This is a genomic window from Tunicatimonas pelagia, assembly GCF_030506325.1.
Lineage (GTDB): Bacteria > Bacteroidota > Bacteroidia > Cytophagales > Cyclobacteriaceae > Tunicatimonas > Tunicatimonas pelagia.
Genome location: NZ_CP120683.1, coordinates 3,629,626 through 3,652,112 on the forward strand (window position 1 = coordinate 3,629,626; position 22,487 = coordinate 3,652,112).

A 22,487-nucleotide genomic window follows, 5' to 3' on the forward strand; every position below is an offset into this window, starting at 1 on the left:
AGTAACAATGAATATTATCATCATCGACCTTTTCCTTAATAAAAACAGCCCGGTCGGAAGTTGTATCTTACAAGAGATTAAAGGTCTATCAAACACGCATCAACTAACCGTGCTATCGAGCCACTTAGCACTTGAAGACAAAAGTAGTGTAACTTTTCATAAAGTGAGTATACTCAGCCAGCCAAATTTTTTGAGGTACTTTATGTTCTATTACCTAGTTAAAATGAAAATGTCTTTTCTGCTAAAAAAAATGGCAAGGACAGGTAGCAAAAATGTGGTTATACAAGCAACTAGTGGTCAATACGCCACGTGCGACATCTGTCATACCCAGTTCTGCCACGCTGCCTACCTTGAAAAGCACTGGCATAAAGTAGATGTCAAGGGGGTTAGAAAGCTTTTACGCAAACTAAATCACAGCTTCATTGCCCGAAAAGAGAAAAAAGCATTCTCAAGTGCTAAACTTATTGTAGTGCCTTCGCGGGACTTAAAAAATGAAATTAAAGAATATTATCCTAGCACAGCTAAGAAACTAGTAACTATCCCCAACCCGGTTGACACCAAGCGATTTAGTCGTGATGCCGAGGTGGGGCACAACCAGCGAAACGCACTGGGGTTCACCGAAGCAGATACCGTGATTGCCTTTGCTGCTTTGGGCGACTTTGAGCGTAAAGGATTGGGACTGTTGCTGGAAGCCCTGTCTTTGCTAAAGCGGGACGCGCCTCGCTACAAAATACTGGTGATTGGGGGGCGAGGCCCCGAGATTGCACTCTTTCAAAAGAAAGCCAGCCAACTAGGCGTGAGCGGTCAGGTGGTATTTGCTGGCTTTCAAAAAGATATTCGTCCCTATTTTTGGGCTGCCGATATGTTTTCGTTGCCTTCTGTTTACGAAGCTTTCTCTTTGGTATGTATACAAGCTGCCGCTGCCAAGCTACCGTTGCTGGTTACTGATATTAGTGGGGTAAACGAATACGTAGTTGACAATGAGAATGGGTGGTTTGTGGAGCGTACAACAACGGCCATTGCTGCCAAGCTGAGGAAAATTGGCGCGGATAAGACGGTGATAGCAACCTTGGGGGCGAATGCCGAAAAGACGGCTCATCGGTACAGTCAGGAAGTTTTCCAAGAACGATGGCTGGAACTATACAGTACACTTGCAAAAAAGGAAGTTGTTGTCAACATTAAAGAACTGCAAGAATCACTCATATAGCTACTTTTTAATTATTGGCATAACCGCTCTGAACTTTTAGAATGTTGAAACCGAAAATATTATTTATCCTGCATTATCCCCCTCCGGTGGTAGGAGCAGCTGTTGTGGGTCAATTCATTAAAGAAAGCTCAGCAATCAATACCAGCTTCGAGGCAGATTATATCAACTTAGCTACTGCCAGTGATTTAAGGCAGATTAATAAAGGGGGACTCGCCAAGATTGGGACTTTTTTCAAAATTCAGTGGAAAGTAATCAAAGCATTATTTGCCAAATCGTATGATTTGTGCTACCTGAGTTTTACTGCCAAAGGATTAGGCTTTTATAAGGACTTGGCGATAGTGTTAGTACTAAAGCTTTTCAGAAAAAGTGTGATTTATCATATGCACAACAAGGGTGTGCAACCAAATAGCAAAAATAAATTTAATGATTTCTGCTATCAGCTAGCGTTTAATAGTGCTAAGGTTATTCTATTATCTCCCCATTTGTACCAAGATATTGCCAAGTACGTGCCAGCCGATCGGGTGTTTTATTGCCCTAATGGTATACCGGCTACTCCGCAAGACAGCGACCTCTCAAAGGAAAGGCAGGAGAGCGATACTGGTAAAATTCTCTTCTTATCTAATATGACGGTTGAGAAGGGGGCATACGTATTGTTAGAGGCCTGTAAATTGCTTAAAGAGAAAGGTGCTATTTTCGAGTGTCATTTTGTGGGTGACTGGTTCGATATATCTGAGTCAGATTTTCAGCGCAAAATTGCCCTCTATGGCCTAGACACATGCGTTTTTGCTCACGGCAAAAAATATGGTGAAGAAAAAGAATATTTTCTGAGATCTGCTAATATCTTTGCCCTTCCAACATATTATCATAACGAGTGTTTTCCCCTTGTACTCTTAGAAGCAATGAAGTATGCGTTACCCATTGTTTCTACCTCCGAAGGAGGCATTGCTGACATTGTTGTGGAAAACGAAACCGGATTTATAGTGACTCAACAAGATGCAGCAGCTCTTGAGGAAAAGTTAGAAGCCCTGATTAACGCTCCGAAGCTACGTTCAACATTGGGGGTAGCGGGCAGGGAACGGTATGAGCGCCTATACACGTTAGATTCATTTGAAAAAAATATAACAAGAATACTAAAAACTGCCGTGCAGAAAGATTAAATCATCATATTCACGGCTACTACTTTATAATTATTTACTACCGATCGCTTATTCCTGCTTGTTAAGTTCATGTAAGGCTTATTGTTAAGGTGTACTACTAAAACTATTAGCAAACCCTAATCATTTTCTAGTACAATGAATTTAAGCGCATTAAAGAGATTCTGGCTTTTAAATTTTTTGCGTAGGCTTGCCCAGGCCTCAACGTATTACAATGGCAAATATCTCCAAATCTTATCGTGGGGCATAAAATCTAAAGAAGACACAAATTATACGTATCATATAAGTGATAAGAGCATCAATTATTTAGCGCATATGATTGCGGTTGTTACCCGAGCAGATCATCAGCTGATAATGCGCTATATCGACGAAGCTAAAGGAGATACTGCTCTAAGAAGTTCAATTATTGAAACTACCAAAAACTCTTCGTTCAAAAAATTTGCCGATTTGGAGGTGCGGTTGGGTAAACGCCTTGGCTGGTACGCTTTTGTGAGAGTGCTTAAACCCAAAGTGGTGGTAGAGACTGGGGTAGACAAAGGACTTGGGTCTGTAGTAATATGCGCTGCCCTACTAAAGAATCAGGAGGAGGGATACGGTGGCCAATACTACGGGACCGATATTAACCCAAAAGCTGGTTACTTATTAACGGGCAAGTACCAAGAAGTTGGTAAAATTCTCTACGGTGATTCAATTAATAGCCTGTCTCAGTTTTCTGAGAAGATAGATCTATTTATTAATGATAGCGATCATTCTGCCGACTATGAATATCAGGAGTATCTGGTAATTAAGAAGTTGTTATCGGATAAAGCAGTTATACTGGGCGACAACGCGCATGTAACCGATAAACTCTTAAGGTTCTCTAACGAAACTAGCCGTAAATTCTTATTCTTCAGAGAAGACCCCATTAACCATTGGTACCCGGGCGGCGGTATCGGAGTATCGTTCAAGTAAAAACTGAAAGAACGTAGCTATAAGTACTAAAATAAAGGGTTCTAGATGATCTTATGTGGTTACAGAAAAAGATTACTATACTGGTTGTGGGAGACTTCCGAAGTTTCGATCTCTGCTATCAAAAGGTGCTTTGTTGCTCAAACTTCGGAAGTATTTTCCGATAGTATTGACTACCAACCACATAGATTCACTTAGAACCCACATTGTCCCATTTTAGAAAAGGGTGATTTCTACCGTATAATTTTATTCTACTACTCAGTTCAGTAGCTACTTCGCTTTCGGTTCTCTACACTGGTAAGAGCTCCTTATTTCTAATCTTTCGAAGATACAGTCGGATCACTAAGTAAAGAAACATACCATTGGTGTAGATATACCTTTGGGCTAATCGGGTGGGATTTCTGTATAACCGATAGGCCCACTCCAGACCATTTTTCTGCATCCATAGTGGTGCCCTGTTTTCAACACCAGCGTAAGTATTAAATGCCTGACCAACTCCCAGCATACAAGCCTGCACCCTTCCCTGATGGTTATGCATCCACCGCTCCTGCTTCGGGCAACCAAGAGAAACAAACACGAAATCAGGTTGGGCGTCATTAATCATATCCACCACGGCAGCATCCTCAGCATCCGTAAGCGGGCGAAAGGGTGGGGAGTATGAGCCAGCTATTGTAAGCTGAGGGAAGTCTTGCAACGCTTTAGCCTGTAATTGCCCCAAAACTTCTGTAGTGTTTCCGTAAAAAAATACTGACTTACCCATTCTTTCGGCTTGAGCTAACAGTACTGGAAATAGATCAGGCCCGGCTACCCGTTGCTGGTCAATATCTTCAAACAACCATAAATATTTGGCCAGAGGCAGACCATCGGTGGCTACCACATCGGCTTGGTTGATAGCTTCTTGAAAATAACTATCGTTAAACGCCTCAATAATCATATGAACATTGGCGAAACATACGTACGAAGAGGTCTTTCGCTCAGTAAGCTCAATAACATAATCGAGCACCTTAGCAAAAGTACCGGTAGATACTTCGGTAGTGAGTACCGATACTCTCTCTAAAGGGTTAGTTTCTTGTAATACTTCTTTCATTATTATTACCTTAGTTAAGGTTATAGTTTCTGCGTTTTTTTTGTTTAGGTTAGCTGAATTGTAGAACTACGCCGTTGAGTGTATACCAGATGACTGTCTCGTAGTTCGTATTCTCCGCCTTCAAACGTTTGTATGGGAGTCCAGTGTAGATACACAAAGTGTTGGTCGGCTAACTGTTTTAGCTCCTTAAGGTTTGGTAGAGGAGTTGTACAATAAATATGATTCACATGATGGTCTACACAGAGCTGATTTATTCTCTCAAATGAGTCATCTATCTCTTCTGACGGTATATGCCCTAAATACCTAGCATTGTTAAATGATAGATAATCGGCAATGCGTCGGCAGGTATAGCTCTGACCTATTGTGATAAAGCGGATAGCGTGATTATCTTGGGCTTTCCAGTGACAATAGGCACGATAAAGCAACCCTAGTGTGATGGTTCTCAGAATGTAAAAACCAAGGCTAACATAGAGAACCAAATGAACGTGAATTTGCCAATTGACTAGTAGGCATAATACCACTATCCCAACACTATGTAACAGAGCTACCAGAGCGGTCTGATGAACCTGTTGTGCTCCTTTAACCGACACTGGTCTATAACTTTGGGTTAGCTGATTAACCCCTATCCATAATAAAATGGACACTATCCACAGCACATTGGGCAGCTCTACCAAGTGAAATATCGTTACAACGGCATAACACAGTAGCCATAAAGCGACATCCGATCCTGCAAGTAAATACAGCAGAGTGCGGGAGTAGAGAGATTGCGTTCTTTGTCTTAAAGCATTCATAGTAAAAGACAATTACGAGTTATTCTTACTTACCTCTAATAAGGCTACACTGCTAATAAAAGCAGGTAAAAAGAAATAGGGAAATTGCATAGGCTAGGTTAGTTCAGGTCAATAATGAGAAAGATATGCTAACCTAATTGGCTGTATAGGTTAACTAAAAAAACTACTACTATTTTTTGGTCATCTAGATTTACTTGTTAAAAATGTAATTCAACTACTATACTCTATGATAGCCAGAAATTTGCAGTATAACCACTTACTTTAGCGACAGGTTTAAACGGTTATAAACGATTAAAAAATGCCTTTCCTTTCTGGTAAAGAAGGCTAATTGATTCTTTTCTGCTTAATTAACGACGCTAAATACTTCTATATAGGTGCAGGTACAATATGCCCAAATATACTAAACAAGATTAAAACTCAAAATATGAAACGATAAATTAAAATAAATTGAATAAATCATGATTAATTTTTTAAATATCTATAAAAAAGATCATATATCAGATGAGGTTATGAAATCGTCATTTTTTCGCTCTGAGTATAATATTTTCCCACTGGCTGAGGTAATCCTTCTTCCCCGGATTGGCTATATCTTTTCCCAACTGATACCACAGACCATCCCCCGGATCAAGGTACTTACCCGGGCGGGTAGGCATTTTAGTCTGGGCTTCTGGAGTGTTAAAATCTAACTGATACAGCGTACTCATTAATGGTTTAACCTCTGCCCAAGGTAGGTTACGCTCACGCTGCTGCTGCTCTTGCTGACGAATAATCTTCAGACTACGCTCCCGAAAATGAATAGTAATAACAAGCTGTAGCTCCGCCTTCTGAGAGAACCACTCTACGTAGCGAATACGCAGTGGGTATTCTCGCTGAGCAGCTTCGTACACTGCCTGGGTGAGCTCCTGAAGAAGGTACTCCCAGTCCTCTAGTTCATCCGGTATTCCTGATGTTTGCTGTCCATCAACTAGTGTGGCTGCTATAAATAATCCGTTTTGTAACGGTTCAGCATACTTTTCTTCGGAAACCAAATGAGTACCTTTCCAGGCAGCTAGTAGTGTATTGCGCCATACCGGAGGTAGGTGCCCTTCCCACTTGAAATTATCATTATCGCTAAAGCCCTCTTCCCAAATTTCTTCCTTGCTTAGCTCATCTCGACCGGTGTACTCTAAATTGTACTGTAGGTACAGTTCGTTAGCATCAAATGTTAGAGTAAAGGCATAGGCGTGGCTGTAAGGAGGAGGGATGGAAAGGGTCTCGAAGCTAATCTCGAGCTGATGAATAGAAGAGAGGTTAGACATACCAGCAAAGATACCGCAAACTGATCCTTTTTTCCTACTGTCTGCTTAGATGAAGATAGTCAAGCTGTATTCTATTCCTCGAGGAAATTCCTCTACTTATGGATCGGATGCAGTGAGCCGTTGAATCAGTAGCGTTCGGCTTTCGTTTCGCTGTACTTTTCCGGTAGGGGTTTCGGCGAAATGAGACAGGTAGTAAATAGCTTTAGGCACTTGATAGGGAGAAAGTTGTTCGGCTGCACCCTTCAAGACAGCTCCGTCTAAATCGTCTGAAAGAGCACCCCCTTCTAAGAGTAATACTACCCGCTCGCCTAATTTTTTGTCAGGTAATGAGCTGATTAAGAACCTGCCTGAAAAATTTTTCTGGCGGAGTATCGGTTCCAATACTTTTTCTGCTACTTCCGGCGATACTTTCACCCCACCACTGTTAATAATCGAGTCGTAGCGACCTAGCCAGCGGAACTGGCGATCATTTTTAATCTCAACCAGATCATTGGTGGTGAGCCATTTATCTTGAGTTACTCTTCCCTTCACTTTCAGGCAATCCCGCTCATCGGTCATTATTTGGGTATTTCCTAATACCTCAAAATAAGTGCGATCATTCGGTGGCGTGAGCCTACGCAAGGCAATGTGCGAAACAGTTTCGGTCATGCCGTAAGTACTGTATACCGGAACCGTTAGATTGTCGGCAATCTGCTCTTCCAGCGAGATATTCACCGGAGCTCCACCGATAATAATTGCGTTCATCCGGTTGAGCTGATCGGAGGCTTTTTTCTCGAGCAGCGTTTGCATTTGTAGGGGGACAAAAGCCGCGAACGTTGGCAAAAAAGGCGTATGCGGTAGCGGGTTAGAAGTAGGCCGGACAATAACCAGGTTCATATTCGCTAGTAAGCTCCGCACCACCATCATTTTCCCTCCAATGTATTCTGCCGATAAGCATAACAGAGAAGAATCATTCTGATTTAATTCTAGTGCTTCAACGGTCATTTTAGCACTGACCAGCATTTGATCCCGATGAATACGGACTGCTTTAGGTGAGCCGGTAGAACCGGAGGTAGTTTGCTCAAATTGCGAATTGCCCCGTAGCCACTGCCAAGCAAATTTTAGGGCATTAGCTACGCTAGCATCAACTTCATTGATGTAGGGAATATCTCTATCCCGATCTACTTGGGAGAGCGTTTCAGCAGTAACTTGATACTGATTTTCCAGATAGATAACGCTCATCAGAATTGGGTCAGCCAGTACATCAGCATAATAAATAGCAGTAAACTAGCTACTAAATAAGTCTGAATACGCCCGGTCTGTACCGAACGGGTTAAGGCTCCCAGCCCCTGAATTATTGATGCACCAGCCCGCACCAACCCATCTATCAATACCTGATCTAGCCACGCGATAATGTGAGCCAATATTACCCCTGCCGTAGCCAAGCTGTGTAACAACCCGTCAATAATTCGGCGGTCTATCCACTGTCCGGCTCGCCCCATTAACAAGGTTGAGCGGATAAATAATAACTGATAAAGTCGGTCTAAGTACCAGCTTTGAGCGAAGACAGCAGTTAGCCGGCTTCTGTAATTAGGCTGCTGATGATACAATTGGTGTCGCGCTTGCTGGGGGCGGTACAAACTATACGCTACTACCAAGCCCAACAAGCTAGCTCCTAATGCTACCCAGGTAGTTACCTGATGCCAATCAGGATAAATTGTACGTATTTCAAAATAATCCAGTGTATCACCCGGAACGGCAGGTAGCTTAGTAACTAAGTTTTGAAGTAGCCAACTTTCGTCAGCAGAAAATGGATTGAGCGAGTAAACGAGCCCTAGTGAAAGAATCGCCAATAAAATAAGCGGTACCCGCATCACCCAAGAAGGCTGCCACTTTATCGCTACGGAAGGCTCTTTGGCGCGCAGTTTGCCGAAAAATACTAATAAAACCTGCCGACCCATGTACAGTGCGGTCAATAATGTGGTAGTAAAAGCGAGCGTTGGTATAATCCAGTGCCAGCTAATCCCGCCCGAACTTTGGTAAGCGGCCCAACTTAGTGCTCCGTTTAGTATGGCATCTTTCGATAAAAAACCTGAGAAGAAGGGAATGCCTATCAAAGCGGCCGACGCTACAATGTATACGACAAACACAATCGGTATCCGAGTACGAAGGCCACCCATCCAACGCATATCCTGAGCGTTAAAATTATCTGCTTGCAGCATGTGCTCTTTCAGGTGACTCATGCTGTGGATAATGGCTCCCGCCGACAAAAATAACCCGGCTTTGAAGCTAGCGTGAGCGACTAAATGAAAAAATGCGGCTTGGTAAGCTCCGGTTCCTACGCCTAGCATCATGTAACCCAATTGGGATACCGTAGAGTAGGCTAGCACTTTCTTAATATCATGCTGCATGAGTGCCGAAATTGCGGCAATAAGGGCGGTGCTACTTCCGATAATGGCAATAGTCGTTAGCGTGGTCGTATCCAGTAAGACAAATACCCGCAACAGCAGGTAAACTCCCGCCGCTACCATAGTAGCAGCGTGCAGCAGGGCTGAAACCGGGGTTGGGCCTTCCATCGCATCGGGCAGCCAAGTAAACAACGGAAATTGAGCTGATTTTCCGATAGCACCCAGCATTAAACCTAGCCCGGCTACAGTAAGCCAGCCGACCGGGGCAGCATTCTCTATCAGCAAATTATTTACCCGAAAATAACTGAGCCAGACCCCTTCTTCCGTGAAAACAGATTGTTGCATAAGCTGCTCCAGAATCTGTAAGTCTAACGTTCCGAACTGTGACCATAGCACTAGCAAACTTATAATAAAGCCAACATCGCCCACCCGATTCATTAGAAAGGCTTTGGTGCTGGCTTGAATAGCCGCTGGGCGGCGGTGCCAAAAACCGATAAGTGAGTAAGAAGACACTCCCACCAACTCCCAGAAGAAAAAGATGAGAAGCAAATTATCCATCACCACAATGCCTAGCATAGAAAAAGTAAATAAACCGAGCAAAGCAAAGTAGCGGGCGTACTTTTCGTCGTGCTCCATGTAGCGAATAGAAAAGACGTGGACGAGCCAGGAGATCAGTGTTACGACTACTAGCATTAAAGCGGCTATCCGATCAATGTGAATCCCTACCGTAAATGGATAGGAAAATGCTGCTACCGGAATTTCAAACCAAATGGTACGGCTATGCAGTGGCTCCCCCCCCCAAACCCAGCGAAAAATAAGAGCGGCTGCCAGCATTGATCCTAGCATAAATCCCGAAGCAACCCAGCCGAGTAACTCAACTTTTTTTCCTGACAAAAAAATAAGCCAAATAAAATTGAGCAGAGGAATAGCCAGTACCAATAGGGCTAATAAAGTCCCGTTGCTTAGAGGTATTGGTTGATATAAAGCCGTGTAATCCAAAGGAGGTTAGTTTGCTAACGCCAAAACTACGGGCACAGAACCAAAAAAAAAACCCTAAAGGCAAATGCTTCTAGGGTTTCTAAGTCAGTAGGTAGACTGATATGAAGAAATATATTCTTTAAGCTAGCTCGTTAAAGGCTTCAGCAAAGTATTCCATGTCTTGTATAGTGCCAATGCTAACCCGGCACCACTCTTGGTTATCGAAGCTCCAGGCTCGTACGCTTACACCTCGTTTCAGCATGTCTTGCCGGAATTGCTCACTGTTGGTTCGCAGCGGAAACAACACAAAGTTCGTAGTTGACGGAATATGCTCGTAACCCGCGTCGGCGAGTGTTTTCACTAAGAAATCTCTTGATTTCTGATTCATCTCTTTGGCATAGGCGTGGTACTCGGTATCTTGAAAAGAAGCAATAGCAGCCGCTGCCGATGGACTAGAAATATTTCCGGCACTGTTGCTATAAAGACTCATTGTTGTAATGGCCTCCGGCTGCGCCAGCGTGTAGCCAATACGTAAGCCAGCAAAAGCGTGCAGCTTAGAAAAAGTACGAGCGATGATTACGTTGTATCCTTCGGCCACCAAATCGGCCATAGAGTATTTCTTGGGGTCAGGAGTATAATCAATGTATGCTTCGTCCACGAACACTGGCTTTTTCTTAGATACCTCCTTGCAAAAAGCCCGCAGCTCGTCCGGGTCGCACACTGTGGCGGTGGGATTATTCGGATTGCAGATATACACCAGACTATGGTCATCGGATACTGAGTTTGCCAATCGATCCAGATCGTGTACGTAATCTTTCGTTAGCGGAACTGTCTCCCATTCGGCTCCTAGTGACTGCGCCCGGCGGATGAGTGACATATAAGTCGGGTCAGCCGATAAAATTTTTCCACCTTTTTGCCCGTACGCCAGCGAAGCTGCCAAAAGCAATTCGGTAGAACCCGCTCCTAGCATGATCTGGGTAGGTCGTTTCCCCCAACGGGTTTCTTCTACCTCAGTCAGCTCAAAGTGTTCAGCTAGTAGTTCAGCAAACATAGTCTTGCTCTCCCGCCCGTAACGAAAGCTAGTATCAATCTCGCCCATCAGTGCTTCTTTGGCTTTCTTGCTAGGCCCAAACGGGTTTTCGTTGGATGAAATCCGCGCTTTCAGTTTGGGCATCTTCGCTAATAAAGCGGCTTCGTCATCGTAGGGGGCGTACAAGCGCGCGGCAACTTGATTAGATGCTTGAGCGAAATTGGTGGGCAGGGTGCTACTTATTCCTAACCCTCCGGCCAAAAGAGCACTAGACCTTAGCCAGCTTCGGCGATTCATTGCGGTTTGCATAGTAGTAGTTACGAGTATTTAACTAGAATAATCATCGGATGCTCTCGTAAAGATATGACACTTTTAGTATGCAAAACAAGTTTATAACAAAATAAAATTCTGAATTAGGCTATCTGCGCTTATATTTTATTATCAAAAAGGTCTAACTTTAAGTATATTACTTCCGGTAGCGGGTTAGCGTAATACGCTGATGTTTCCTGAAAACCCAAAGCGTGATATAGCTTTCGGGCCGCCTTCATCTGTTCTAGTGTATCCAGCACCATTTCGGTGTAGCCTAGTTTCTTCGCTTCCTGAATAATTTGTCTTGCCAGGGCCTTGCCAATACCCTTTCCCTGAAACTTCGCCGGAACATAGAGCCGCTTCATCTCCCCCACCGATTCGCCGAATTGCCGTACTCCTACGCAACCAGCCACGGTATTTTCTACCCAAGCTAACAGCAGTTTTCCCTGTTTTTCACCGTACATCTTCGGAAGAGTGGCTAGCTCCTGCTCAAAATTTTGGTAGCATAAATCTATCTGCAACCAGTCGGCATAGGCCCGAAACAACCGAGCTGCTTGCTGAAAATCTTCTTTGGTCTGGGCCGACCGTATTTCGTACACAGGGTCTAATTCTGACATAGATTAAGGCGTTATTATCGATAAAAGTGATGTAACTTAGGAGATAGTTCAATGCATTTTGTATGCTTGTAGTCGACTATGTGTGGTATCCACCTTATCATCGCTAAAAAAAACACCCCTCATGACGTTCGGGCTGCTCTGCATCGGATGATGGACTTGAGTGCTCACCGAGGCCCCGATGCTACTCAAGTATTACACTGGACGGGTCGCCAGCAACAAGTATTTCTAGGCAGTCAGCGGTTGAAGATCACTGACTTGGACGATCGAGCCAACCAACCAATGGTTTCAGCCGACGAGCGTTACGCGCTGCTGTACAACGGGGCACTGTACAATTTTCCCGAACTTCGTAATGAACTCTTAGGGCAGGGCGAAATATTTTCTACCTATTCCGATACTGAAGTAGTACTTAAAATGTTGATCAGGCAGGGTAAGGCCGCTCTGTCTCAGCTCGAGGGCATGTTTGCGCTAGCATTCTATGACCGGAAGGAAGAACGACTGTTGTTGGCTCGCGACCCATTAGGCATCAAACCCTTGTATTATGCGGAGAATGAGCAGTTCTTTGTTGTCTCCTCTTCTTCCCAAAGCATCTTGGCTTCTGGCCTAGTTTCTACTGAGCTAGCTACTTCGCAAATTGACCACTACTTCTGTTTTCGTTATCCGCAAAAAGGTCGTACGCTTTACCGAGAAGTACGTGCTTTGTCCGAAGGGACTTATCTGACTCATCAAGCCTCATCAGCCAGTCAGAATCAGAAGTTTACAAATTTTCCCGAAGAGAAACGGGATACTTTTCCACCAGAAACAGAAACGCAGAAGAAAGTAGAGGAATTATTAAAAGATGCTCTACTTCGCCACCTATCCGCAGATGTACCTTGCGGATTATTCCTAAGTGGCGGAGTGGATTCTACCCTGCTGTTGGCACTGATGAAGGAGGTTGGCGTTTCGCCGATTCCTACTTTCTCCATTGTGAACGGAGCTCAGGAGAAACACTTTGGCACCGAGGACTATCAGTACGCTCAGCAAGCGGCTCAACAGTTTGGCAGCTACCATCGGGAGGTGTCACTTACACAATCGCTATTTGAGGAAAATTTCGAGAAATTCATTCAGCAATCCGATCAGCCCATTGGCGATAGCGGAGCCCTGATGACGTACTTATTATCTCAAGAAGCCCGGCAGCATGTGAAAGTGGTGCTTTCCGGTGCCGGAGCGGATGAGTTGTTTGGGGGGTACAATCGCCACCAAGCGTATTATCGTTACCTCAAACACTACTCTCTCTTCAAGTGGCTCGCCAAACCCAGTAAAGCACTAGCATCAGTATTACCATCAGGGTTTAATCACCCACTTCGTAAACCGTTTCGCTTGTTTAAGAAATTTGCCGGGTCGCTATCGGATGACCCCGAAACTACCTTTCTTCAGTTTGTAACATCTTCTAACCTAAAAGACTGCTCCTCAGTAACTCCGGCGGATGACTCTTCTTCTGAGAAGGATTTCGTAGAAAGGCATCTATCGTTCGCACTTCAGCACGATCAGCAAAATTATTTGGTAGAAGATGTGCTTCAGATGAGCGATGTTAGCAGCATGGCTCATAGTTTGGAGCTTCGGGTTCCTTACCTAGACGCGCCGTTGGTTCGTTACGTAGAGTCGCTTCCCGCCACGTTCCGGTTGAAATACGGGCGAAAATGGATGCTACAAAATTTGTTAAATCAATACGGGGGAAAGCCGTTTACCCGCCGGGCGAAGGAAGGGTTCGGACTTCCGTTTGGTTACTGGCTCAGGGAAGAAAAATCAACCATCATTCGCCAGTATTTGGAAGATGACCAATTGCCAATCTACCAATATATCTCCTTCAACCCAGTAAATCAGTTACTTACATCGCACCGTAAAGGTCATCAAGATTACAGTGCGGAATTGTGGTCCGTCATGCTTTTATCTGCTTGGTTAAGCCACCAAGATTTTTAGAAAATTTTCTTGCAAAATTTATTCAACAAAGAAGATGATCCCGCGTTAATTGAGTGCCTGTGTAATGATACTATAAAAACTTACTTATTTCGATGAGACAGATATAAAACTTCATTAGGCAACTAACAGAAATCCTTGTATTTTACGTTTTTATTTTTTCCTTCCGGCGTATGCATATTCTTTATGTTCACCAGTACTTTAAAACTCCCGAAGAAGGAGGAGCCATACGATCATACTACTTGGCTAAGGGGCTGGTTGATGCCGGACATAAGGTAACGGTGCTCACTTCTCATAATGAGCTAACTTATAAGAAAATGCTGGTAGACGGTATTTTTGTACACTATCTGCCGGTTCCCTACACGCAAAATTTCTCAAAGTGGAAGCGCATTCAAGCCTTTTTGTGGTTTGTCTGGTACGCTTGCCGAAAAGCACCGCTGTTTAAAAACGTAGATCGGGTGTACGCGACTTCTACTCCGCTTACGGTAGGTTTAATTGCTGGGTACTATCGCTGGCGGTACGCTATTCCTTTTCTGTTTGAGGTTCGAGACCTGTGGCCCGAAGCTCCTATTCAGATGGGCGTTTTCCGAAACCGCTGGCTTCAGCGCTATCTTCGCCGCTGGGAAAAGCGCATTTATCAGCAAGCTGAGGCACTAGTGGCTTTATCACCCGATATTGAGCGACACATTCGGCGTATTGTGCCCCATAAACCGATCTACCTGATTCCCAACATGGCGGATTGTCAGTTCTTTCGCAAATCGGAACGTAATATTTACCACGAGGTACAGTTCGAGGTAGAAAATAAGTTTGTGGTCACGTACTTCGGAGCCATTGGCAAGGTAAACCAGCTAGATTATTTGCTAGATGCGGCGGAGGCTTGTCAGCGTAAAGGATTAGCAGAAGTGCAGTTTCTGGTAGTGGGGCAGGGCAGTGAACTACCGCACCTGAAGAAGTCGACCGAAGAACGAGCAATTACCAATATTACTTTTGTTGACCATCAAAATAAATACGGCTTGCTGTCGGTACTCAATATTACCGATGCACTGTATATCTCGTTTGCCAACCACCCGGTTTTGCAGGCAGGTAGTCCTAACAAATTTTTTGATGCGCTGGCTGCCGGAAAAATGTGCATTACCAACACCGCTGGTTGGATTGCCCAGTTAATAGAAGATAACCACTGTGGATTTTACGCTCCGCCCCAATACCCCGAAAAGTTAGTAGCCCAGCTTGCTCCTTTTGTTACGGATCGAACCTTGCTAGAAATCTGCCAGCGTAATGCTCGGGATTTAGCCGAGCGGGAGTTTAGCCGAGAAAAGCAAGTTACAGTTCTGCGTAATATACTAGAACCTTCTCGTCCGCCAGTAGAAGCTACGGCCTGTACTTCGCTTGTATAAAAATCTGGCGAGCATCGCCTTTCTGCATCACTTGAGGTAGGTCTTGGTCAGTTCTCTGGCTGTAATTCTGGATAATTTGCCAACCCAGCCAGCGACCCACTCGTCCCGGAACCTTCGCATTAATTTCTACTACGCTCGGTCGTTCTCCTACGTAACGTGGTATCACAGTATGGCTGGTTTCGTACAGCAGCTCGTTATCAATAAAGTGCGACCATATCATTTTTGTATTCTCGGTAACGATGTTCATTCCTACCCCATCGTAGCCCGCAATAAGAGTATCGGGTAGGCAAGGCATCACCTGCTGCATAAAGTAGTAGCTCTTACCGTAGTAAATCATTTCGGCTAGCAGACTGTTATCTTCCCTATTCGTATTGTTGAATTTATCGGAGAGAATCATCATACTACTGGGAACAATGTATTCCGGCCGATAGCGCGTAAGCATGTAATCGTGTGTCTGAGGGCGAAAGCGTGCTCCATCACCCAAGAAAAAATCTAGGCTAATTACAATCAGGTTATCGCTTACTAACAAATCACTCCCCAAGCTACCCAGTCCGGTAAAGGTGGTGTAAATCTGGGGTGGCTGAAAGTTAGGGTAGTAATACTTTATGTGCCGAAAGGCTTGCTCAAAGTCGGTTTCCAGGCTCTCGATATTAGAAAATACCGATTTAGTCTGTTGATAAAGCGTATCAATATACGGGTCTTGAATGATGCGAAAATATTCTTGGTAAAAAAGCGAATCTTCGGCAGTTCCGCTTAAATTCGCGTATCGTTGCCGATATTGGGTGTGAGGTTGGAATAGTTCACGAAGTTCGGCTGAAGACTGAGCCGAGAATATTTTATCTTCCAGACGAATGATCTCCACATCAACGGAAATATCCGATACGTCTACTTCGTTAGAACAATAATCCGGTTGGCACGAACACATAAGCGCGAGCAACGATAACAGATACATGAAATTCAGGCGCATAAAAAGCTACTTTGTTGGGAAAACGGATTATTCCTCAAAATAATTTATTGATGGTACAATACATTCTGCTACTATTTTTCAGTTTTTCTTACATCAGCTCTCAGGCTCAGGTAAAATTAGGTTTACAGCTATCCCCTACCCTCAGTTTTAATCGGCTCGATGATGATGAAGCCCTCTCGGAGTTTGATAATGATGGCGTAGGCGGGCGGCTGATTGCGGGAGCTTTGGTTGACTACATGTTTCAGGAAAACTACTATGTTTCTAGTGGTCTCTTTTTTGTTCCCAAACGAGTTGGAATCAGGAACCGGACTACCGGCACGGAGGAAGCGTATCGGCTGCATTGCATCCAACTACCGGCTACGGCTAAACTGTTTACGAATGAGATTGCCCTAGATGTCCGCCTTTACTTTCAAGCAGGTTTTGCCTTAGATATTAAAATTTTGGAAGATAATTTGAGCGATGATCCGCAATTTATTTCGGAGTTTCGTCCGGTAGACGCATCCCTTTTACTGGGTACCGGAGCCGAATACCGACTTGGGTACAATACCATTTTGTTCGGAGGCTTTAGTTATCGCCGAGGGTTAGGCAATGTAGTGCGCTCTACCGATGCCAACGTAGGCGACGTTGTTATCAAAAATGATCTCTTTAGCCTGGATATGGGAATCAAGTTTTAACTACTGTCTGGTAGTTTTGTTTATCAATTTTCTGTTATTTTTTGACTAAAGGATTCATGATTTAGTAATAAATCTCGATTGGTAGAATATTGAGTTGTCATTAGTTTAACTCCTTCATTATCAGGAGATCAACTTACATAAACCAATTACACCTATGAATCGAATTTTTCCTCTATCTTTTGCTTTTTTATGCTGCTTACTATTTCAAATTTCTGCTTTCGGGCAAGATTTGCAGCTTTTAGGAACATACCAAACCGGAATTTTTGATAATGGCGGAGCGGAGATCCCATCCTACGATCCCGGTACACAACGGCTCTTTTTAACCAACGGAGCTAACAGGGCAGTCGACGTTCTTGACTTAAGTGATCCGTCTCAACCAACGCTACTTTTTTCTTTCGACGTGGGGGGAGTGTTACCCGGAGCCGGAATTACTAGTATCGCTGCTCAAGAAGGACTAGTTGCTGTTACGGCTGAAGATGAAGACGGTAACGGCAATGTCGTTTTCTTCGATGCCGATCTGAGCGAAAATCCTACTGAAGCCAAAGCTATTGTTCCGGTGGGGAGCCTACCCGATATGCTTATCTTCACCCCCGACGGAACCCAGGTGCTGGTAGCCAACGAGGGCGAACCTGCCGACGATGGCACTGATCCCGAAGGGTCGGTTAGTATCATTCAAGTCAGTGATTTTTCGGTAGCGACCGTAAACTTTAAAAAGTTCAACGATCAGCGAACCGCTTTAGTCAACAAAGGGATCCGCATTTTTGAGTACGCCGAAAGCGTAGCCCAAGATTTGGAACCCGAAGGCATCGCAATCTCACCCGATGGAACCCAAGCCTTAGTCGCTTTGCAGGAAAATAATGCCGTAGCGGTAATTGATATCGCTACTCAAGAAGCCGTGGATATTCTTCCGCTAGGTTACAAAGACCATAATTCAGGACAGCCCCACCTAGATTTGTACGAATTTGATGAACCCGCGCTGGACGAAGACCAAGGAATCTCGTTCGGAGGTTTGTCGGCACTATTCTACGAGGGTGAAAATGGCGACGGACGCTATCAATTTATTACCGTGCCCGACCGTGGCCCTAACGGTAACCCGACTGATGTTACCGATGCGGATGGAAACGAAGTACGGGTGCGCCCCTTCCTCATTCCGGATTACCAAGCTCAAATTATTCGCTTTGAAGTAGACACGCACTCTGGCAAAGTAAAAGTGCTGGAGAAAATTGATCTGACCCGAGCCGATGGCACACCCATTTCCGGCTTACCCAATATTCCCGGAGTAGATGAAGTTCCGGCTCAACCCGTAGATCATCCGGCTGACTTTACCGACGCTGATGGCAATAACTTCAAACTATTGGAATACGACGAGTTTGGAGCAGACTTGGAAGGAATTGTCGTTAACCCGGGTGATGATACCTACTGGATGGTGGATGAGTACCGCCCGGCGATCTACCATTTCGGCATCGACGGAAAACTAATCGACCGCATTGTTCCTGAAGGTACAGCCGCTTTAGCCGGAGAAGCCGAAGGCACTTTTGGTACGGAAACACTACCAGTCGCTTACAACAACCGTCGTCGCAACCGAGGTTTTGAAGCTATGGCGTTGGATACCGACCAAGGAATTTTGTACGCCTTCATCCAAACCCCGCTTTCTAATCCTGACCGGGCTACCGGAGATGCTTCTACGGTTATCCGCATGATTGGAGTGAACCCCGCTACCGGAGAACCCGTAGCTGAGTACGTATACCTTTTGGAGAAACCAGCGTTCCGCACCGGCAATGTAGACAAAATGGGCGATGCGGTTTACGATCCGGCTACCAAACGCTTTTACACTATTGAGCGGGACTCGGGTGCCGAACCTACCAACAAAAAATTTATCTTTGAGATTGATCTGACTGGGGCCACTAATATATTAGGCACCGCTTTATCCGAAGCTACTTCCGGAAAGACACTGGAGTCACTAACCGCAGACGAATTAAAAGCAGAGGGCATTATGCCTATTTTCAAGCGAAAAGTATTGAACTTGCCTTCTATCGGATACCTACCCAGCGACAAGCCCGAAGGATTAGCCTTGCTGCCTGACGGAAAATTAGCTGTATTAAACGATAACGATTTTGGGCTAGAAGGCCCTGATTTAGCCACTGTGGGTTTAGGAATTATTTCGTTTGATGAGAAGCTAAATGCCTTTGATGCTAGCGATAGAGACGATGCTATCAATATCGCATCCTGGCCAACACTGGGCATGTATCAGCCCGATGGCATTGCGTCTTTTATGGTTAATGGACAGACGTACTACGTAACTGCTAACGAAGGCGATGCCCGAGAGTACGATTTCTACGAAGAAGAAGAACGAGTAGGCGATGAAAACTACATGCTTGACCCAATGGCATTCCCCGAGGCCGAAATGCTAAAGATGGAAGAAAATCTGGGACGACTGGATGCCACGCTGGAAAATGGTGATTTGGACGGCGATGGCGATTACGATCGTATCTTTTCCTACGGTGCTCGCTCATTTACTATTTGGGATGCCTTTGGTAATTTAGTTTATGACAGTGGCGACGATTTTGAGCAAATTACTGCTCACGAACTTCCCGATTTTTTTAATAGCACGAACGATGAGGCTAAATTTGATAGCCGCAGCGATGCCAAAGGCCCCGAGCCGGAAGGAGTTGCTGTCGGTATGGTCAACCGTAAGATGTACGCTTTCGTTGGGCTAGAGCGCGTAGGTGGCATTATGATGTACGATATAAGTAACCCTATGAAGCCAGCGTTTGCCACCTACATTAACAACCGCAACTTTGAGGTAGAACAAGAACTACCCGAAGCCGGCGACTTAGCACCTGAGGGACTGTTATTTATCTCAGCGGAAGATAGTCCGACTGGTTCGCCACTACTGGTGGTAGCGAATGAAGTTAGTGGCTCCACTTCGGTGTACAGTGTTCAGGCCCCGCCTGCCGTCACTAAGTTTGTGCTGGTAAATGCCAAAACTGATCAAGACATTAAAGAAATCTCCGAGGGAGAAACGTTGGTACTAGCCGATTTGTCTCCGCATAAATTCAACGTTCGGGCTGAAGTAGCCGGGCACACCCAAAGTGTAGTCTTCGAACTAAACGGCCAGAAAGTTCAGCCTCAGAATGCGGCTCCTTACGCGCTGTTTGGCGACGATGATGGGGACTATCGTAGTGATGGGGATGCTTTTCGGCCCGGAAGCTTTTCTTTAACCGCAACTCCCTACACCGGGCGTACTGGAACGGGCGTGATGGGTACTCCGCTTAGCATCAATTTTGAGATCGTTAAGAGCAACACTATCGTGGATATTGCCACCCGTACCGAAGATTTCAGCATACTGGTGGATGCCGTTCTTAAAGCCGACTTAGCGGGTGCGTTGTCTTCACCCGGGCCGTTTACCGTATTTGCTCCTACCAACGCTGCTTTTGAAAAGTTGCTCACGGCGCTGGGTATTCACGATATTACCGAGTTGGACAAGCAGTTACTAACGGACGTACTGCTCTATCACGTAGTAGCTGGAAAAGTGCTTTCAACCAATTTGTCCGACGGGCTAATGACGGAAACGCTACTGGGTGCCTCGGTAAAATTCTCAGTCAATGGGATGATTGAAGTAAACGAAGCTACCGTAGGCCCTGCTGACATTCTGGCTTCCAATGGAGTAATTCACGTGATTGATGAAGTGCTACTCCCCCCAAGTATGATTACCCAGTTCGTGCTGGTAGATGCGGAAACCAATCAAGATATTATGACACTGGAAGAAGGTGCTGAAATTAAACTGGCCGAGCTGCCTACTACGAAGCTCAATGTGCGGGCTGATGTAGTAGGATTGGTAACCAGTGTAATATTCAAGCTGAATGATCGCACGTTCCAAACCCAGAATGCTGCTCCTTTCGCCCTATTTAGTGACGATGATGGGGATTACCGAGTAGGAGAACTTCCAGTAGGTTCTCATACGCTAACCGCTACTCCTTACACCAGCCGTAGTGCCACCGGACTGCCCGGAACTGTGCTCAGTGTTTCGTTTATGGTAACTGACGATATGGCAATGAGTGCTTCTCCGGTACCTGCCAACCAGCAAGTTCGCTTACAGCTAACGAATGAGAAAGAAAGTATCCGTTCTTTTGTACTGATGAACCAGCAGGGAATGCCGTATCAAATGGAAGATATCACTCCGGCTCAGGGAGTTGATGTAGATTTAAGTGGCTATCAGCCGGGTATTTATCTCATCAAAGTAGTTACCGACCGGGGAAGCTATCTTAAACGAATAGTAAAAGAATAAAGGCGGTAAGAACTTGATGATTCATTAAGTACAGACTTTTATTTCAGGCGATGTAGTTTTTCTGCGTCGCCTTTTTGTTGAGGTTGAGTCTGTTTTAATGCTTGTTATTCCGTTTTCTAATGCTTAGTTACCCATTTGTCCGCTAGCTGAACGGAAGGTAGCTCTGTAACTTTATCTTTTTGTCTGAGTTTATACAAATAGAAAAAACTAAATTTTTTAGAGTGATTTGCTCATAGGTTAGAGATAGCGAGTGAAACTATTTAGATACACTACGAACAAGTTCTCACTAATTATTCAAACAATTTTTTATGGCACGATCAGTAACAAAAACACAAGATAATCACTTTCAGAATATTCCTGATCTTAAGTGGGTAGACCGCATCACCCGAGTGATGGACTCCAACTTCCGAGTACCAGGCACTAATTTTCGCTTCGGGCTAGACCCTATTCTGGGTTTAATTCCTGGTTTGGGGGATGCTACTTCGCTGGCAATCTCCGGTGCCTTGGTGTACTATATGGCTAAACACGGGGCTAGCCGTAAAGTAGTAATTATGATGCTGGGTAATGTAGCCTTAGATGCTCTTTTCGGAAGCATTCCGGTTCTGGGTAATCTCTTTGACTTCTTCTACAAAGCGAATACTCGAAACATTCGTTTGCTTAAACGACACTATGCCGAGAAAAAATACCAGGGGAAAGGCACGGGAATACTGATGGGGGTTGCCGCTACGATTATTGGTGTAATTGGGCTGTTAATCTACGGAACGTATGAACTAGTGTCATACCTGTCTACAGTGCAAATAGCATAAAAAAGCCGAAGGTGTTTCTTCCCTCGGCTTTATAATCTTGGTTCCACGCTCGGAACGTTCGATTGCGATTACTGCTGCTTCGTCATCTGAATAGTATATTCACCAATTCCCGCAAATCGCCCGGTGGAAGCACCCTCAAAATCAAATCGTATTGTCATAGTGCTTCCGTCAAAATTACTAATGCTAAAAGCAGCTACGGGAGATACGGCATTTAAAGTTACATCAGAAACATTGGTAGAGTCATTAGACGTCCAAGCCCAAGTTGCGCCACTGCCATCGCTAAAGTAGGTATCTGCTCCTTCGGATGAAAAACTCCCTGGTGCAAGATCGGTATTATTGTTTACAGCAAAAGTCATCGTAAGAGCCTGTAATTCCTGTTGGGCAGCATCCTCAGTATCGGTTGGAGCAGTGATGTTATCATTGTTGCTAGCCCAAGTGCCTACCAAATCCCGAGCACGCTCTTGTTGGGCAGTTAGATCATTAGGGGTGGGGTTATCACCGCCGTCATCACCTTTACAGCTTGCTAAAACTACTAATGCTGATAGCAAGTAGGCTGGAAAGTATCGGCTTTGGAACAATGTTGAAAATACGGTTCGCAT

Annotated in this window: 17 protein-coding genes; 8 read left to right on the top strand and 9 right to left on the bottom strand. The window is 44.7% G+C overall.

Annotated features, from left to right (window positions below):
- The first annotated feature begins 7 nt into the window (after positions 1-7).
- The 3 genes from P0M28_RS15475 (at position 8) to P0M28_RS15485 (ending at position 3,312) form a co-directional block, all read left to right on the top strand.
- Positions 8-1,207, top strand: a complete 1,200-nt coding sequence (locus P0M28_RS15475; protein WP_302203303.1) for a glycosyltransferase family 4 protein — start codon at positions 8-10, stop codon at positions 1,205-1,207.
- 41 nt (positions 1,208-1,248) lie between these two features.
- On the top strand, positions 1,249-2,364 hold the full coding sequence (locus tag P0M28_RS15480; protein WP_302203305.1) for a glycosyltransferase family 4 protein: 1,116 nt from the start codon (positions 1,249-1,251) through the stop codon (positions 2,362-2,364).
- A gap of 312 nt (positions 2,365-2,676) precedes the next feature.
- Positions 2,677-3,312, top strand: a complete 636-nt coding sequence (locus tag P0M28_RS15485; RefSeq protein ID WP_302203306.1) for a class I SAM-dependent methyltransferase — start codon at positions 2,677-2,679, stop codon at positions 3,310-3,312.
- 286 nt (positions 3,313-3,598) lie between these two features.
- Here the strand turns inward: P0M28_RS15485 and P0M28_RS15490 are convergent, their stop codons facing one another.
- The 7 genes from P0M28_RS15490 to P0M28_RS15520 form a co-directional block, all read right to left on the bottom strand.
- The gene (locus P0M28_RS15490) at positions 3,599-4,396 is read right to left on the bottom strand and encodes a WecB/TagA/CpsF family glycosyltransferase (protein WP_302203308.1); all 798 of its coding nucleotides are present in this window, start codon (positions 4,394-4,396) and stop codon (positions 3,599-3,601) included.
- Positions 4,397-4,440: 44 nt separating this feature from the next.
- A complete protein-coding gene (locus P0M28_RS15495; RefSeq protein ID WP_302203309.1) occupies positions 4,441-5,187 on the bottom strand; it encodes a hypothetical protein in 747 nt (248 codons plus the stop codon).
- Between the two features lie 518 nt (positions 5,188-5,705).
- On the bottom strand, positions 5,706-6,485 hold the full coding sequence (locus P0M28_RS15500) for a hypothetical protein (RefSeq protein ID WP_302203310.1): 780 nt from the start codon (positions 6,483-6,485) through the stop codon (positions 5,706-5,708).
- Between the two features lie 96 nt (positions 6,486-6,581).
- Positions 6,582-7,706 carry an AMP-binding protein gene (locus P0M28_RS15505; RefSeq protein ID WP_302203312.1) on the bottom strand — a complete coding sequence of 375 codons (1,125 nt, stop codon included), beginning with the start codon at positions 7,704-7,706 and terminating at the stop codon, positions 6,582-6,584.
- Positions 7,706-9,871 (bottom strand): NADH-quinone oxidoreductase subunit 5 family protein, encoded by a 2,166-nt coding sequence (locus P0M28_RS15510; RefSeq protein ID WP_302203313.1) that lies wholly within the window; start codon positions 9,869-9,871, stop codon positions 7,706-7,708. The genes P0M28_RS15505 and P0M28_RS15510 overlap by 1 nt, the downstream gene beginning before the upstream one ends.
- A gap of 118 nt (positions 9,872-9,989) precedes the next feature.
- Entirely contained in the window at positions 9,990-11,189 is a 1,200-nt protein-coding gene (locus P0M28_RS15515) for a pyridoxal phosphate-dependent aminotransferase (protein ID WP_302203315.1), read from the bottom strand.
- 119 nt (positions 11,190-11,308) lie between these two features.
- On the bottom strand, positions 11,309-11,806 hold the full coding sequence (locus P0M28_RS15520; protein ID WP_302203317.1) for a GNAT family N-acetyltransferase: 498 nt from the start codon (positions 11,804-11,806) through the stop codon (positions 11,309-11,311).
- 78 nt (positions 11,807-11,884) lie between these two features.
- Here P0M28_RS15520 and asnB point away from each other — a divergent pair, with 78 nt between their 5' ends.
- Both asnB and P0M28_RS15530 read left to right on the top strand, forming a co-directional pair.
- Complete coding sequence (gene asnB, locus P0M28_RS15525) at positions 11,885-13,762, top strand: asparagine synthase (glutamine-hydrolyzing) (RefSeq protein ID WP_302203320.1); 1,878 nt, start codon at positions 11,885-11,887, stop codon at positions 13,760-13,762.
- 170 nt (positions 13,763-13,932) lie between these two features.
- A complete protein-coding gene (locus tag P0M28_RS15530; protein WP_302203322.1) occupies positions 13,933-15,153 on the top strand; it encodes a glycosyltransferase family 4 protein in 1,221 nt (406 codons plus the stop codon).
- Here the strand turns inward: P0M28_RS15530 and gldB are convergent.
- On the bottom strand, positions 15,128-16,120 hold the full coding sequence (gldB, locus tag P0M28_RS15535) for a gliding motility lipoprotein GldB (protein WP_302203324.1): 993 nt from the start codon (positions 16,118-16,120) through the stop codon (positions 15,128-15,130). The genes P0M28_RS15530 and gldB overlap by 26 nt on opposite strands.
- 50 nt (positions 16,121-16,170) lie before the next feature.
- Between gldB and P0M28_RS15540 the strand changes: the two genes are divergently transcribed.
- The 3 genes from P0M28_RS15540 (at position 16,171) to P0M28_RS15550 (ending at position 21,888) form a co-directional block, all read left to right on the top strand.
- Positions 16,171-16,794, top strand: a complete 624-nt coding sequence (locus tag P0M28_RS15540; RefSeq protein WP_302203325.1) for a porin family protein — start codon at positions 16,171-16,173, stop codon at positions 16,792-16,794.
- A gap of 154 nt (positions 16,795-16,948) precedes the next feature.
- The gene (locus P0M28_RS15545; RefSeq protein ID WP_302203327.1) at positions 16,949-21,082 is read left to right on the top strand and encodes a choice-of-anchor I family protein; all 4,134 of its coding nucleotides are present in this window, start codon (positions 16,949-16,951) and stop codon (positions 21,080-21,082) included.
- Positions 21,083-21,390: 308 nt separating this feature from the next.
- Positions 21,391-21,888, top strand: coding sequence for a DUF4112 domain-containing protein (locus P0M28_RS15550; protein WP_302203329.1), 498 nt, complete (start codon positions 21,391-21,393; stop codon positions 21,886-21,888).
- A 68-nt stretch (positions 21,889-21,956) separates the two neighbouring features.
- Here P0M28_RS15550 and P0M28_RS15555 read toward each other — a convergent pair whose 3' ends face one another.
- Positions 21,957-22,487: a hypothetical protein gene (locus P0M28_RS15555; RefSeq protein WP_302203331.1), complete on the bottom strand. Its 531-nt coding sequence runs from the start codon at positions 22,485-22,487 to the stop codon at positions 21,957-21,959.

Bases quoted from the DNA above. Each gene is read 5' to 3' on its own strand.
- asnB (WP_302203320.1), top strand. From the start codon at position 11,885: ATGTGTGGTATCCACCTTATCATCGCTAAAAAAAACACCCCTCATGAC.
- P0M28_RS15485 (WP_302203306.1), top strand. From the start codon at position 2,677: ATGATTGCGGTTGTTACCCGAGCAGATCATCAGCTGATAATGCGCTAT.
- gldB (WP_302203324.1), bottom strand. From the start codon at position 16,120: ATGCGCCTGAATTTCATGTATCTGTTATCGTTGCTCGCGCTTATGTGT.
- P0M28_RS15555 (WP_302203331.1), bottom strand. From the start codon at position 22,487: ATGCGAACCGTATTTTCAACATTGTTCCAAAGCCGATACTTTCCAGCC.
- P0M28_RS15530 (WP_302203322.1), top strand. From the start codon at position 13,933: ATGCATATTCTTTATGTTCACCAGTACTTTAAAACTCCCGAAGAAGGA.
- P0M28_RS15495 (WP_302203309.1), bottom strand. From the start codon at position 5,187: ATGAATGCTTTAAGACAAAGAACGCAATCTCTCTACTCCCGCACTCTG.
- P0M28_RS15520 (WP_302203317.1), bottom strand. From the start codon at position 11,806: ATGTCAGAATTAGACCCTGTGTACGAAATACGGTCGGCCCAGACCAAA.
- P0M28_RS15490 (WP_302203308.1), bottom strand. From the start codon at position 4,396: ATGAAAGAAGTATTACAAGAAACTAACCCTTTAGAGAGAGTATCGGTA.
- P0M28_RS15545 (WP_302203327.1), top strand. From the start codon at position 16,949: ATGAATCGAATTTTTCCTCTATCTTTTGCTTTTTTATGCTGCTTACTA.
- P0M28_RS15515 (WP_302203315.1), bottom strand. From the start codon at position 11,189: ATGCAAACCGCAATGAATCGCCGAAGCTGGCTAAGGTCTAGTGCTCTT.
- P0M28_RS15550 (WP_302203329.1), top strand. From the start codon at position 21,391: ATGGCACGATCAGTAACAAAAACACAAGATAATCACTTTCAGAATATT.
- P0M28_RS15475 (WP_302203303.1), top strand. From the start codon at position 8: ATGAATATTATCATCATCGACCTTTTCCTTAATAAAAACAGCCCGGTC.
- P0M28_RS15500 (WP_302203310.1), bottom strand. From the start codon at position 6,485: ATGTCTAACCTCTCTTCTATTCATCAGCTCGAGATTAGCTTCGAGACC.
- P0M28_RS15540 (WP_302203325.1), top strand. From the start codon at position 16,171: ATGGTACAATACATTCTGCTACTATTTTTCAGTTTTTCTTACATCAGC.
- P0M28_RS15505 (WP_302203312.1), bottom strand. From the start codon at position 7,706: ATGAGCGTTATCTATCTGGAAAATCAGTATCAAGTTACTGCTGAAACG.
- P0M28_RS15480 (WP_302203305.1), top strand. From the start codon at position 1,249: ATGTTGAAACCGAAAATATTATTTATCCTGCATTATCCCCCTCCGGTG.